The sequence below is a fragment of the Pontibacillus yanchengensis genome, from assembly GCF_009856295.1.
Taxonomy (GTDB): domain Bacteria; phylum Bacillota; class Bacilli; order Bacillales; family BH030062; genus Pontibacillus; species Pontibacillus yanchengensis_A.
Genome location: NZ_WMEU01000001.1, coordinates 1,394,634 through 1,407,756, shown reverse-complemented (window position 1 = coordinate 1,407,756; position 13,123 = coordinate 1,394,634). Strand labels below are relative to the sequence as shown.

Sequence of the window (13,123 nt, the reverse complement as noted above, 5' to 3'; positions counted from 1 at the left end):
AAAAGATATCTACTAAACCATTTTATTTTTTGAAGATTATTCTTACCTTCTTTGACATCAAAAAGAAAAGGTATAACTTTTGTCTTTCCTAATGTAATTTCATCACCTACTTGAGAAATGCTAAAGTTTTTTGATATTAAAAGTTGGTAAAGAGGTTTATTTAAAACACCAGTGTAGAAATGAACATCATTAGCTATAGCATGATTATAGATAATTTCAAGCAATTCAATACATGGGAATTATTAGCTTTATGAAAAAATTGATTTCGACAGATTCGAAGACCCCTACGAAAAAACCAGTACCTTCTTCCAACCATTACATTAAACCAGTCAAGAAGGTTCGATTTACTCAACAAAAATTAGGAACATTATCACCCGTACAACAACCTTCCTGGGAAGCGTTCTTCTCGTCCTCCAAAACAGATCCCAAGTTGATAGGCTTTGAAAAACGTTCTCGTAGAAAATTCAAAAATCTTTATCTTGATAATGAAATGATTGTTGCGGAAGCAGCAAAAATGATTGAAATTGTCCAAAAAGAGAATGGGAGTCAAATTTCACTCAAAGAAACCTCTCTTGAATCATTAAACTCCGTCATCGCAAATCATTCAGGTATTGTTTTTAGCAATAAAGAGAAAGTAGCCTTCCTCAACCTACATACTTATGAAAGTTTTGAATGGGATTTTGAATGGAAGCCTTTCACATTTGCCCTTGGAGAAGATTTTTTTGTTAATTGGAACAAGAGAAACATACGAAGGACCTGGAGAGTTGTACTGCTTTGATTTTAATGGTTCATTAAAATGGGCAATAGGTTTCAAAGAAAACTTCGCGTCAATGTTTGGGGATATGGACTTCATTCCTTACTTATTAGATGTTTCCAGCGATTCTACGGATATATTTGTGGGTAGCAAGTAAGGCTACCATTTCCTATTCTGTTGAGCAACGGGGAGAAAGAAAAATTGGTTTGCTAGAAAAGCAGAATTCAGGAAAATGGTCTCTCGTGAAAACAGAAGGTGTTGAACCGAAAGAAAAACCATTTGGGGCGGGTATGCATGAGTTTTCTGGGAACACATTCTCCTTAAAACGAACTGATAAGAAAAAATATCTTTTCAAGTCAAATGACGTTGAAAAAGAACTTTCAGTTAGTGCGGCTATTTATGAAGCTTATGAACTGCATGGTGAACTAGTAGTACGGATAGGTAATAGAACAATCGCATTCTTTGATACGAACATGAAAAAAATACAAGAAATTAAAGAGAAAGAAAACATAGGAGGAATAGCCCCTGGTGAAAATTCATTGTTTATTTCACTAAAAGGTGAGGTTAAAGGATACTCTTATCAAGGTGAGTTACAATGGAAGTATAGTAGCATCCCTAAGCCATATGGAAACCAACAATATTGGGTTCCATCCAGACAATGTTATATCTGGAGTGTCCATAATGATATAGAGCACATTGTGGCAACAATATCCGAAAAAGGAGAGATTATAAATAGTCAATCCTTCGGCTCTAAAGAATACCATCGAGATATGATTATCTCACCTCAAAATCAATGTTTTATTGCACAAACGAATGGTTCTATTGAATGCTACGAAATGCAATAAACTAAGTAATACAAATGAATTAAGTAATTCTAGAGGTCTCTCGCATAGGCGAGGGTCTTTTTTTTAATATTCCTTTAAACAAAATTTTCATTAGGATATAAAATCTATTGCTTGTTTGAATCTGAATAGAGGAAAAACTGATTAAAGGTTTAGAGAGTGGAAAAGACAATATATATGATGAAGGAGATCCTTGCCGTTTAAATAAAGTAATTGAACCAGAAGGATACTTTTAAATGGTTAACGAATGATAACTGAATTAGCAGACCTAAGGGGAAATAGTGATTGATAATATATTGGTTTTATTGAGGAAGTAGAGCATTCGAAGCTAAAAATTGTAATGGGTTTAATTAACTGGAATCGACAAATTTTAACAAAATATAGTCTTAAGTTCTTATAAAATATTTTAAAGGAGGGAAAAAGATGTCTATACCTGATTATCAAAGTTGTATGTTACCTTTTCTAAAAAATTTTGGGTGATAAAAAAGAGCACAGCCTAGAAGAAATGTATGAAATGCTAGCAAAACAATTTTCTTTAACAAAAGACGATATGTTAGGAGGCTGTCCTCATAATTTTATATATTATTTTAGGCATCAATGCTAAGGAATTACCATGTTAAGATAGTAGTGTGTGATGAATCGATGATTTTATAGGGAGGGGACATTATGAAAAATGTGATTGTTTCTTGGAGTGGAGGGAAGGATAGTGCGTTTGTTTTATTTAAGCTCATGAGAAATGGAGAGTACATTATCAAGGGTTTACTTTCTACAACATCTGAAGAGACCAAGCGTCTACCAATACATGAAGTAAGCACATCACTTATCCAAGAACAAGCAACCTCCATTGGCCTACCTTTATTTGAGGTCTCTTTACCTTCAAATGCCAACAATGATTTATATAAAAAAACGTTAAAGAAACAGTTCGATCAGTTTAAAAACAATGATGTCTATACCATTATTTATGCAGATCTCTTTCTAGAGGATATAAAAGTGTTTCGTGACCAGTTATTGTCTGAAGTAGGTATGATTGGAGAGTATCCACTTTGGGGGAGAAACACGTCCGCACTAGCTGAAGACTTCATCTCAAAGGGGTTTGAAGCTATTGTGACTACAATCGATGCCGAAAAGCTTCCCTCTGAGATGGTGGGGAAGCTTTATAATAAATCTTTTTTGGAAAACTTACCTGAAGGTGTCGACCCTTGTGGAGAAAATGGTGAATTTCATACGTTCGTTTTTAATGGTCCGTTGTTTCAATATTCCATCCCTTTTTCAGTAGGTGAAACCTTCGAGACGGTATCTGGTCGATTTTTACATGTGGAAATCCATTCTAGTTAATCTTTTTCTGCTAAATAGAAACCGATATAATCAAGTGCTGCTTCTAGGTTCTGGACTGTTTTCGTTTTTAATTGCAGCAGTTGTATATTATTGACCTCATGCTTAGCTATTTCCGGAGAAATACCAGTAATAATGGTCTCAATCCCCATTAATTGTAATGATTGTACAAGTTGAATAATGACTTGAGGAAAGTTTCCATCTAAAATAACAAGACCAGATAAATCAATAATAAAGTACTCGATCTGCTGGGACGAACCATACTGAAGTACATTATTTATGATTTTGGCGGATCGCTGCTCATCAATAATTCCTTGTATTGTAAGGATGGAGATTCCTTGAGTAATAGGGATAATAGGTACGGTTAAGTAGTCCATGTTATATTTTGTTTGATCTAACTCTATGAGATGGGATAAGATTTCAGCCATGGACTTTAGATAATGGATATCCTCATCACTGAATTGTTTTTCTTCTTTGTCCATAACACATAATGTACCGAAAACATTCCCCTCTGAATCAGTTAATGTAACTCCCAAAAAACCTTTGACATCTAATTGGGAGGTGACTTCTAATTGTTGAGTTACCTCATCTTTCATTAAATTTTCTGTAGTCATTGCATTATTGTCATCACTTATGATCAATCGGCAATAGGTCCCACCATATTCCACCGAATATCCCTCTGGAATAATTTCTTCATGTTCATTGTAAGAACTAAGTACAGTCATTTCGTGTTCGCCACGTTTGGTGACGTATGCTGTATTCACATTTAAATGTTCACTAATGATATTAAATAGCCTTTGGGAGGCTGTTTTTAAAGATTGGAATTCTGATGAAGCTAAATTGTATTGACTAGACATACAGGAATTGACACTCCTTTACAGCGTACATTAACAAGAATATATATCAATTGTAATATACATATAGTCTTTCTTGTAAGGGAAAGGGTTATTGAATAGTAAAGGAAAGATCAACCTCCTGCTACATCAAGCAACTAGTTTGCTTCCATCGCCTCCGTATAATAGCGCAACATTGAAGGGGGGCTATGTCTTGGAGGTAATAGCACATACGTTGCTTAATCAGTGCAAGGAAATATTTTTTGTGTTGCTTCCATATAGTTACCAGCTGAGATGGTAGTTTCATTACAATTATTGGAACTTATCAGGTTAGGTTTGTATATCCTGATAACAACAAAAGGGGATGGAATTTTCTACGATAATTCGTTGAGAAACGATTGAAGGACACTGGTCTTCTCTTCTATACTTTTTATAGTGAAGATAATCATATCCTCGTAAATCGATCGTAAATGAGTCGAGTTGGTGGGGGTGGAGGACAGTAATTCCTTTGATGCTAAAGTTCTTCTTCGGTAGTGGTTTGTCGTTTGCAGACAATATAAATAAAAGGATACTCAATGCCGAATTTCTTAATAGCCTCTACTTGTTGTAGAGCATTCTGTTCATTGGAATAAGCTTCTGCTTGAACGAGATAATATCGTTCATTTGCCATAGTAGTGGGCGTGACGATTTGTGTAAGAAATTGAAAACGTTCTAAAGCGTTAGGTCTTTCAAACCCGCAATAACCCTGTAGAGTGGGGTATCTTATTGAGCTTGTAAACCTAAGGGAGATGCTGCGCTTTTTGCAATAGCTTCTGAGACCTCATTAATAAAACTATTATTGTTGAGTAGTTGGAGGTCTTTTTCGTTACCTACAAAGAATACTTCTATTAATATAGCACTCATCTTGGTTTCTCTAAGTACATGAAAATTTGCCCGCTTTTGTCCTCAATCGGTAACATTATATTTGTCTTGGATGATAGTGACGATTTGATTATGAATCATTTTTTTTGTGCTTCTCTGGTTTGTTTGGACACCTGGTCGTTATAAATATGCGATTCGAACCCTCGACCATCACTAGCATTATTGTGAATAGAAAGAAAGTAGTCTGCGTTCATAGAGTTAGCCATATTTGTACGTTCTGTTAAGCTTATGGTTTGGTCAGATGAGCGTGTCATTGAATGATTTAATAGGTAGATATGTACCTTAAGAGCAATCGTTAAGTTATAGTTCTTTTTCAAAAATCCTTTGTATGAGACACCTGGATCACTGCATCCATGACTTGGATCTATGATGATCGTTTTTATAGGTATTTCCCCCTTTTTTGAGATTTAAGATTCCATATCATAGTATTCAAATACATGTTAGAGTGCTTGGGTTTTCATATACGAATGTGCACTTGTAAATATGTCTTTGAAAAAAATTACAACTTTATTTTAAAAAAGAGTAGCTTTATTTCAGGGATGTGCTATAATAAGATTAATTATTGTTGTTCGTGTACGAAAGCAAGAAGAAATGGAATTTCGTCTTGAATGAATATGTTGAGCAGGAATAGTAATACAATGTGGAGATTATTCCACGCAGGAGGTAACTACATGTTACAAGGTAATGTTAAGTGGTTTAACGCAGAAAAAGGTTTCGGTTTCATCGAAGTAGAAGGACAAGATGACGTATTCGTTCACTTCTCAGCTATTCAAGACGAAGGTTTCAAAACACTAGAAGAAGGTCAACAAGTTTCTTTCGAAATCGTTGAAGGAAACCGTGGACCACAAGCAGCTAACGTTTCTAAGTAAGCTGTATATAGAAAAAGGACTTTCCTACATGGGAAGTCCTTTTTTAGTAGTAAAGAAAGTTTTTGGCTCTTACATATCTAGCACCGGCGCCCGGCAACTAGTATGCTTCCTTCGCCTTCTCCATTATCCCGGAACTTCCTATAAGTCACTGTTAGTACGTTGCTCCCCAGTGCGCTTAAGCTTTTCTTTAGTACCTAAAAAAGATTGGGGCATGAATTAATCTTTTGTATTCACGCTTCTTTTTTCGTTCATCACTACTTTGGATAAAAAGGATAGAGAAGGCCTCCCACATAAAAATCCAACCTCCAACTGTTAAGCTTTCCAACAAAAAGTGTTCAAATAATCCGGATTCCGTTGCATTTTGAAAGTAAAAGGAAAGGAACGTAAATAGAGCTGATACAATAATAAACCAAAGCGATTTTTTTCTTCTCCTATGTACTTGTTTACTTGTGACGAAGTAATGGTATTCGAAAAAATTATGAATGCTATCAGTTATTTTTTCTTCTAATTCTTTATCTTGTGTTTCTTTTTTTACATTAAAACGGAGGGCAATTTTCTCAGTAGTATCAATATCCCTTGAACAATCTTCAATAAATGAGCGCAGGCTACTATCTAAGTCGCGTACATTATACACAGATGAATCCCATGTATTAAAGATATCGTCATAATCCTCTATCGAAATTTCTATAATATAATCTCCATCTTCATCAATTGTATAAAATTGATCCAGGTAGCTTTTTGTCAATTTTTATACCACCTTATTTGTGAGTACTAGTTTACCTCCATTGTAACGGAACTTAGTATTTTTCGCTTACCTTCGAATTGACCTCACTACATTTGCTGATAAAATTAATGAGTGCGGGGAGGTGAGGGTATGAATATTATTCGTTCCAATCAACTTGATTATTACGGATTACATAAAAGGATTTTTCGGTTGAGTTGGTTCTTACTTGTGTTGATCGTGGCGATTGTTTGGTTTACCAGTCGTACCTACATAGAAGAGAGGACCTTTCTTTTACAAGACATTTCAAAAGCTGAGGATACCATGTCCCACATTTCATTTGCGTTAGAATCTGCTAGGCATGGTTCTAGAGAAGTGGTAGGGAATCCGAGCTTTGAACACAATGAACATTTGAATACATTACAACGACATTTTAATTGGTGGGAGTCCTTCAAAGCTGAACAGCACCCCTATCAGTTTGCTTTGAATACATCCATTGGTGACTTTTTAGAAGTCTTACATACAAAGAAAAGTTATGACGCTATTGGATCTGTTGATCAAGAAGCTTACAAGAATATGAGAGGACTTATTGAACAGTATCAAAAAGCTCTGGAAGAAGAACGAATGCATCTTAATGGTATTTTGGGTTGGGAATTATCTTCCATCGTACATACATTTAATGTCCAAATGTATATGGATCTTCATCAACAAATGGGTCAATTAAGCATGACATATAGTCAGTATCAACAACTTCCTTCTGAAATGAGTCTTATTTCTGAACAACAGGCAAAAGAAACGTTAAGAGAATTATTTTCAAATCCTGAAGCAGATGTTCATCTGTCAGAACACCTGTCTGAAGCTCACCATGTAGATTCGAGAGGATTCCTACAATTTGATGTGGATATAGCTGGGAACGATTATTCTGGTGAAATGAATGCTTATACGGGAGAAGTTCCTCATTTTAGAGCTCATGGTGAGTCTACATCAGGGGAGGTTATTTCTAAGACCAAGGCTGGACAAATAATGAAGGATTTTCTTAATAAAAATGGGGAGCACCGTTTTGAGTATGAAGTTACTTATTTAGGGATGAATCATAACTTCACAAGTAATGTTGATATTAAACGGTACTCATATAAAGTTACCCCGACCTATGATGGTTACCCGTTACACATTGCCTATCAGTATAATATCGATGCTCGTACAGGTGAGATGGTTAGTAAGCGAGTCATGGAAAGTGAGAGTCGCGATCATTCTATTCACCAAAATATGAGCATTCAACCTGTCACTAACCCAATCTCCAAACAGCAGGCTACAGAAGTCTTTGAACAAGAGTATCCTGACATGCCTATTGAATATGAAGGAATGACCTATATCCCTTCACTACTGTCAAATCAATATGAATTGGTGTATCAGTTTACATTAGACCACGAGAAAACGTATATAAATGCTCAAACAGGCGATGTGGATATCCCCTATTAAGAGTGGGTAGATTATTCTTCTCTTATTTCAAGTGAAGAAAGCATAAGTTTCTGGCGCCAAAGTGTCTAGCTCAAACGCCCAGCGACTAACAAACTGCGGATCCATGTTAAATTCAAAGCTAAGAGGGGTAACAGAAAGTAATACGATAAAACAGAGTACCAAAGCTTCCATTCATTATATTATATAGCATCATGCCGAATTGGGTGGAGTAATACTCATAGATCATCGAAAAGAAGATACATATAGTAACATAGCTAAATTGAATGGTGCCGTTTTTACCAAAGGGGTAAAAATTCAAGAATAAAACATTAACACCGACAAAAATAGGGATGACAAACATGGTACCCCAATCAATCATATGTTCCGTTAAATAATAATACCAATTCAATTTGATGTGTAAGTAAACATCAACAACTAACTGTAATTATAAAGCTGAAAAGGTGGAGGCGTATATTTCAATTTTGCTTAATCGTTTTGGAACAATAATCGTGACGAACGTAAAAATAATTGATGTGATGATTAAATACAGCATTGAATCAACTCCAGTCCACAGTACTTGTTGATGGGGGTGATAGATGGTCTTATTATCTTGCACGAATGGAGAGGAAGTATAAGTGTGAAGATAATGATACACAAAATGATTTCTCCTTCAACTCACTAGGACATTGAAGCTTTAAAGGAAAATATATCTATACACTTTTTTCTGAATCTTTGTTAAACTAGTGCGAATAGAGAATTCTTTACCAAAATACCAAAGAACTGAATAAGATGATTATACCTATAACGTTGAGGAGGAGCCCCATGAGCATAAAACCTTATGTGTTAACCGAGACTGAATATGTAAACCAAGAAGAATTAACGTATCCATTTGAGGAGCGAGGCCTACAATTTGGCGATGGTGTGTATGAAGTTATCCGTGTGTACCATGGCGAATACTATTTAATCGAGGAACATGTGGAGCGATTATTTCGATCTGCAGCCGCAATTAAGTTAGAAGTCCCTTATACGAAAGAGGATATGTACAAACGGTTAGAGCAGTTGCTTCAATTAAATGCTTTCACTGGAGACGGAAAAGTTTATTTGCAAATAACAAGAGGTTCAGCACCACGTGACCATGCTTTTCCTAAAGGTGTTGGAGCGAATTTATATGCGTATGTAAGTGATGTACAAAGAAAGCTAGACCTTATGAAAGATGGTATTTCTACTATTACGGAACCTGATGTGCGCTGGGATTTATGTTATATTAAGAGTTTGAATCTGTTACCAAATGTGATGGCTAAACAAACAGCAACGGAGCAGAATTGTTTTGAAGCCGTTTTGCATAAGGACGGGAAAGTAACAGAATGTAGCTCCTCCAACGTTTATTTAGTGAAAGATGGGGCGATTTATACCCATCCTGCTACGAAAAACATTCTACATGGATGTGTTCGTATGCGTATCGAAGCATTTGCCAAAGAAGCAGGTATTCCATTTCATGAAGAAGCATTCCATTTAGATGATATGAATGAAGCGGATGAGCTGTTTCTAACTAGCAGTACAGCTGAAGTTATGCCGATTGTAAATGTGGATGGCAAAGCTGTTGCAAATGGAACTCCTGGGAACATAACCCGTCTAATGCAACAGGCATATGAAAAAGATGCAGGAATACCGGAGAATGCTTCCATCTTCGCTGACTGTACAGAAAACAAAAGTGTATCGTAATTTGTAAGGTTCAAAATTATTAATATTTTGTAAAAAAGCATTGTTCTTGAACAATGCTTTTTCTTATTAATGAAGGTACTAGGCACTTTGTTTAAAAAGCAAAAATTATTAAAATTTTATTTTGTAAGGCTTGTTTATGTGCTACACTCCTCTAGCGAGAAAATATGCAATATTAAATTTTAGATAATTCTAATGATTAAGAGTGAGGGGTTTAGTATGAACAATCAAGCTTTAATACAAGACCCGATGGCGATTTTTGCTTATCTGATTGCCATTGTCGGTATCGTATTTATGATCTCAACAATTGAGAACAATGGAGTTAAGAAATTCTTCCGTTACTTACCTCCATTGATATGGATGTACTTTTTACCGATGATCTCCACTACTGTTGGAATCATCCCACAAAGTTCTGATTTATATAGTTTCTTAAGTACATATATGCTTCCAGCAGGTTTATTGCTATTAATGATTAGTACGAACGTACCTGCTACGTTTAAACTAGGAGGAAAAGCCATTCTCGTTTTCCTTGCTGGTACAGTTGGAGTTGTGATTGGTGGTCCAATCGCATTTGCCTTGTTTCAAGGAATACTTCCTGATGAGGCATGGAGAGGTGTAGGTGCCCTTGCCGGTAGCTGGATAGGTGGAACAGCAAATATGGGTGCAATGATTGACGCCTTTAAAACACCAAAGGATATTTTAAGTCCTATTATCTTAACAGATACAATCGTTGCTATTAGTTGGATGGGCATTATGATCTCGCTAGCCAACTATCAGGAACGCTTTAACAAGTGGAATGGTGCAGACAACTCTACTATTAAAAAGGTGAATGAAGAGATTGCAACAGACGTAGCAAGGAATGCAAAACCACTTCAGCTTCCGCAGTTATTCGGTATTATTGCCGTTGGCTTTGCAGGATCTTATTTAATTCGAGTATTCGCAAAATTAGAGTTTATTCCAAAGACAGAAGTTATGAGCACGTCTACGTGGACATTCATTATCATTACCGCAGTCGGAATCGCGTTATCCTTTACCAAAGTCCGTAATTTAGAATATTACGGAGCGAGCAAAGTAGGCTATTTAGGTATATTTCTATTCCTTACAGCTATTGGGGCACAGGCCAACCTGATGGATATCGTCCAAGCTCCACAATTTATCTTAATGGGTGTTGTATGGTTGATCATCCACATCATTTGTATCTTTACAGCCGCTAGATTACTAAAAGCACCATTATTCTTCGTAGCTGTAGGATCTCAAGGTAATATTGGCGGAACGAGTTCTGCCCCTATCGTAGCGTCTGTTTTCCAACCAGCCCTTGCACCAGTAGGCTTATTAATGGGGATTGTTGGTAACGTTGTCGGTACGTATGCAGCATTGTTATGTGGTCAGCTTGCGAAGATGATAGCAGGTGGCTAATGTGTAAGAGGTTTTAATATGGGAAGGAGAATCCTTTAATAATGGGGGATTCTCCTTTTTAAATATATGACGTCTTTCATTATCAGTCTGTTATAATAAAACGAGTTGAAAGGAGGTTTCAAAGTGAATAAGTCATTTTCGCTTCTTGAAGTTATTCTTATTTTTACTGTTACGGTTTCGTTTTTAATGATGGCCATTTCCTTTGATGCACCTCTTTATTTGGCAATGATCCCTGGTATTGTTCTATTATGTGGTCTTGGTATGAAGCATGGTTATACTGTGAATCAGTTTGTCCACTCTTCATGGATAGGTGTGAAGCGGAACAAGGATGTAGCTTGGTTATTGTTTTTCATTGGCGTCATACTTCCAACATGGTATTATTCTGGCACCATTCATGACCTTAATGAGCTATTCCTATCTTTTATATCACCTTCTTACTTTTTTACGTTTGCATTTCTTATTGTTGCGATGATGTCGATGGTAGTAGGATCATCGATTGCTAGTTTGAGTATTGTCGGTGTACCACTGATGGCTGCAGCAAATCAAATTGGTTTGCCTGTTCCAGTCGTAGCTGGTGCGTTAGTGTCAGGTGGCTTTGTTGGAGATCGCTCCTCCCCTATATCAAGCTCATTCCAGCTTCTGCGGATGTCTGTGGAGATAGACACAAAGTCACACTTTAGATCAATAGCACCAACATTAGGCTGGGGTGTCATTTTATCCATTATTATCTTTCTAACGATGGATTTAGTCATATCGAAAGAGCAACTCACATTGAATGAAGTTACACCATTTTCACAGTTAGATTATGGGAGCATAGGTGTTTCGTTACTTCCGCCATTTATTCTGTTAATAATGATTCTCTTAGGTCAGGAGATGAAGCTTTCCTTTTCGTTAGGAATAGGGATTGCTATCGTAATTCTCCTAGCAAGAGGTGTCGGGCCTATGGAATGGTTAGAAGGTCTTTATTTTGGAGTAAATGCTCTGAGTGGGGTGAGGGATATGCTCCCGTTTGTCCTGTTCATTCTTGTTGTAGGAGCCTATTGCCAAATCATGGAGGATACGGAGATTATCCAACCTTATATCGAAAGGATATTTACAGATAACCGTTCGCTGCAAAAAAATACAGCTCAATCAATTGCGGTTGCTGCAGGTGCTTCCTTGATTTCACCTAACCAGTCGTTTCCCATTATATTAACGGGTAGAACCCTTATGCCATATTGGAAAAAGAACTTCTCCCAAACCCATTTATCACGCATTTTAGCTGATTCTACCGTTGTGTTTGCTGGCTTAGTCCCTTGGAGCCTATTAGCTATTCTGTGTAGCACAATAATCGGAGTGCCTGTGCTTACCTACGCTCCTTTTGCAGTATTCCTACTTCTTATGCCAGTCATTACGTTTATCTATTCAGGTATTGTTAGTAAAAAGAATATTTCTGATTTAAAGCATGCTTTGCAAGAATAGTTTTTTGCATAAAAATAGTCGCATTGGAACTAGCATACTAATTTTCATGTCTAATTGGTATGCTTTTTTCAAGACACTTTATTGTAAATTTATGTTAAAACATTAAGGCTTGTGAAGCGGTCAATTTTTTTAGTTTATTAATAAAAGCAATAGAGGGAGGGGCTAGTTTGTTAAATAAATCACTACGAATTAGTTCGAGTATGTATGATTTGTTGCTGACGTTAGGCGCGTTTTATATAGGAATATCGATGCTTTTAGGGAATGGAATTTTTGCTACGTTTCCGCCTGGATGGAACGGTATTATGCTGTTTAATAATTGGGCGAGTTTAGCTTTATTTGCAATCATAATTTTTGGAATTGGAAATGCCAGAGTTTCCATTTATGGGTTTATTAAAAAAGAGAAGAAATTATTCATTTTAACCCTGACTATGGGAATGATATTCCTTTTAAGTACGGTGACACAGATTATTTTGGTGAAAGAGTTGTACCTAGCGACAGTGCAATTTATGTTCTTTAGTTCAATCCAAATCGTATTTGGTTTCGTTGGTTTAGTGACAAAAAATCTAACTAAATTTGAAATCTAGTAAAATAACAGGGAACATAAAAAGCTTGGGTTGTAAACGACTTCAAGCTTTTTAATATGAACACTCCCACCACTTACGAAAGAAAACCGTTTTCGTTGAAGTGGGGGATTCCTAAGAACGAAGGCGATTCATCTCCCCCCCCTTAATGTTGGGCTATGTCCTTCACACGCTTGAAGAGGGAGTTTTCTCGCCTTTTTTAATAGGAAAGAAAGT

14 protein-coding genes and 1 pseudogene are annotated in these 13,123 nt (G+C 36.3%); 9 read left to right on the top strand and 6 right to left on the bottom strand.

Annotation, left to right across the window (positions count from 1 at the left end; translation table 11 throughout):
• Positions 1-250: 250 nt before the first annotated feature.
• The 3 genes from GLW08_RS06800 (at position 251) to GLW08_RS06790 (ending at position 2,931) form a co-directional block, all read left to right on the top strand.
• Entirely contained in the window at positions 251-778 is a 528-nt protein-coding gene (locus tag GLW08_RS06800; RefSeq protein ID WP_160847758.1) for a hypothetical protein, read from the top strand.
• A 182-nt stretch (positions 779-960) separates the two neighbouring features.
• The gene (locus GLW08_RS06795) at positions 961-1,599 is read left to right on the top strand and encodes a hypothetical protein (RefSeq protein ID WP_160847757.1); all 639 of its coding nucleotides are present in this window, start codon (positions 961-963) and stop codon (positions 1,597-1,599) included.
• A gap of 663 nt (positions 1,600-2,262) precedes the next feature.
• The gene (locus tag GLW08_RS06790) at positions 2,263-2,931 is read left to right on the top strand and encodes a diphthine--ammonia ligase (protein WP_160847756.1); all 669 of its coding nucleotides are present in this window, start codon (positions 2,263-2,265) and stop codon (positions 2,929-2,931) included.
• On the opposite strand, the gene GLW08_RS06785 is transcribed toward GLW08_RS06790, so the two are convergent.
• The 4 genes and pseudogenes from GLW08_RS06785 to GLW08_RS22080 form a co-directional block, all read right to left on the bottom strand.
• The gene (locus GLW08_RS06785) at positions 2,928-3,785 is read right to left on the bottom strand and encodes an STAS domain-containing protein (protein WP_160847755.1); all 858 of its coding nucleotides are present in this window, start codon (positions 3,783-3,785) and stop codon (positions 2,928-2,930) included. The genes GLW08_RS06790 and GLW08_RS06785 overlap by 4 nt on opposite strands.
• Positions 3,786-4,275: 490 nt before the next feature.
• Positions 4,276-4,431, bottom strand: a complete 156-nt coding sequence (locus GLW08_RS06780) for a hypothetical protein (RefSeq protein WP_160847754.1) — start codon at positions 4,429-4,431, stop codon at positions 4,276-4,278.
• A gap of 92 nt (positions 4,432-4,523) precedes the next feature.
• Positions 4,524-4,691 (bottom strand): annotated as a pseudogene (locus GLW08_RS22085) (N-acetylmuramoyl-L-alanine amidase); the annotation flags it as partial.
• A gap of 68 nt (positions 4,692-4,759) precedes the next feature.
• On the bottom strand, positions 4,760-5,050 hold the full coding sequence (locus GLW08_RS22080) for an N-acetylmuramoyl-L-alanine amidase (protein WP_337193914.1): 291 nt from the start codon (positions 5,048-5,050) through the stop codon (positions 4,760-4,762).
• Between the two features lie 303 nt (positions 5,051-5,353).
• Between GLW08_RS22080 and GLW08_RS06765 the strand changes: the two genes are divergently transcribed.
• Positions 5,354-5,551 carry a cold-shock protein gene (locus GLW08_RS06765; RefSeq protein ID WP_160847752.1) on the top strand — a complete coding sequence of 66 codons (198 nt, stop codon included), beginning with the start codon at positions 5,354-5,356 and terminating at the stop codon, positions 5,549-5,551.
• A 187-nt stretch (positions 5,552-5,738) separates the two neighbouring features.
• On the opposite strand, the gene GLW08_RS06760 is transcribed toward GLW08_RS06765, so the two are convergent.
• A complete protein-coding gene (locus GLW08_RS06760) occupies positions 5,739-6,296 on the bottom strand; it encodes a hypothetical protein (protein WP_160847751.1) in 558 nt (185 codons plus the stop codon).
• Positions 6,297-6,425: 129 nt separating this feature from the next.
• Between GLW08_RS06760 and GLW08_RS06755 the strand changes: the two genes are divergently transcribed.
• A complete protein-coding gene (locus tag GLW08_RS06755) occupies positions 6,426-7,751 on the top strand; it encodes a PepSY domain-containing protein (RefSeq protein ID WP_160847750.1) in 1,326 nt (441 codons plus the stop codon).
• 424 nt (positions 7,752-8,175) lie between these two features.
• On the opposite strand, the gene GLW08_RS06750 is transcribed toward GLW08_RS06755, so the two are convergent.
• Positions 8,176-8,385: a hypothetical protein gene (locus tag GLW08_RS06750; RefSeq protein WP_160847749.1), complete on the bottom strand. Its 210-nt coding sequence runs from the start codon at positions 8,383-8,385 to the stop codon at positions 8,176-8,178.
• Positions 8,386-8,552: 167 nt separating this feature from the next.
• Between GLW08_RS06750 and dat the strand changes: the two genes are divergently transcribed.
• The 4 genes from dat (at position 8,553) to GLW08_RS06730 (ending at position 12,910) form a co-directional block, all read left to right on the top strand.
• On the top strand, positions 8,553-9,452 hold the full coding sequence (gene dat, locus GLW08_RS06745) for a D-amino-acid transaminase (RefSeq protein WP_160847748.1): 900 nt from the start codon (positions 8,553-8,555) through the stop codon (positions 9,450-9,452).
• Between the two features lie 216 nt (positions 9,453-9,668).
• Positions 9,669-10,865, top strand: a complete 1,197-nt coding sequence (locus GLW08_RS06740; RefSeq protein ID WP_160847747.1) for a DUF819 domain-containing protein — start codon at positions 9,669-9,671, stop codon at positions 10,863-10,865.
• A gap of 123 nt (positions 10,866-10,988) precedes the next feature.
• Entirely contained in the window at positions 10,989-12,326 is a 1,338-nt protein-coding gene (locus GLW08_RS06735) for a Na+/H+ antiporter NhaC family protein (protein ID WP_160847746.1), read from the top strand.
• Between the two features lie 167 nt (positions 12,327-12,493).
• Positions 12,494-12,910, top strand: a complete 417-nt coding sequence (locus GLW08_RS06730; protein ID WP_160847745.1) for a hypothetical protein — start codon at positions 12,494-12,496, stop codon at positions 12,908-12,910.
• The last annotated feature ends 213 nt before the right edge of the window (positions 12,911-13,123 follow it).

Coding starts and splice junctions, on each gene's coding strand:
- GLW08_RS06800 (WP_160847758.1), top strand. CDS start 251: ATGAAAAAATTGATTTCGACAGATTCGAAGACCCCTACGAAAAAACCA.
- GLW08_RS06790 (WP_160847756.1), top strand. CDS start 2,263: ATGAAAAATGTGATTGTTTCTTGGAGTGGAGGGAAGGATAGTGCGTTT.
- GLW08_RS06785 (WP_160847755.1), bottom strand. CDS start 3,785: ATGTCTAGTCAATACAATTTAGCTTCATCAGAATTCCAATCTTTAAAA.
- GLW08_RS06780 (WP_160847754.1), bottom strand. CDS start 4,431: ATGGCAAATGAACGATATTATCTCGTTCAAGCAGAAGCTTATTCCAAT.
- GLW08_RS06765 (WP_160847752.1), top strand. CDS start 5,354: ATGTTACAAGGTAATGTTAAGTGGTTTAACGCAGAAAAAGGTTTCGGT.
- GLW08_RS06755 (WP_160847750.1), top strand. CDS start 6,426: ATGAATATTATTCGTTCCAATCAACTTGATTATTACGGATTACATAAA.
- dat (WP_160847748.1), top strand. CDS start 8,553: ATGAGCATAAAACCTTATGTGTTAACCGAGACTGAATATGTAAACCAA.
- GLW08_RS06740 (WP_160847747.1), top strand. CDS start 9,669: ATGAACAATCAAGCTTTAATACAAGACCCGATGGCGATTTTTGCTTAT.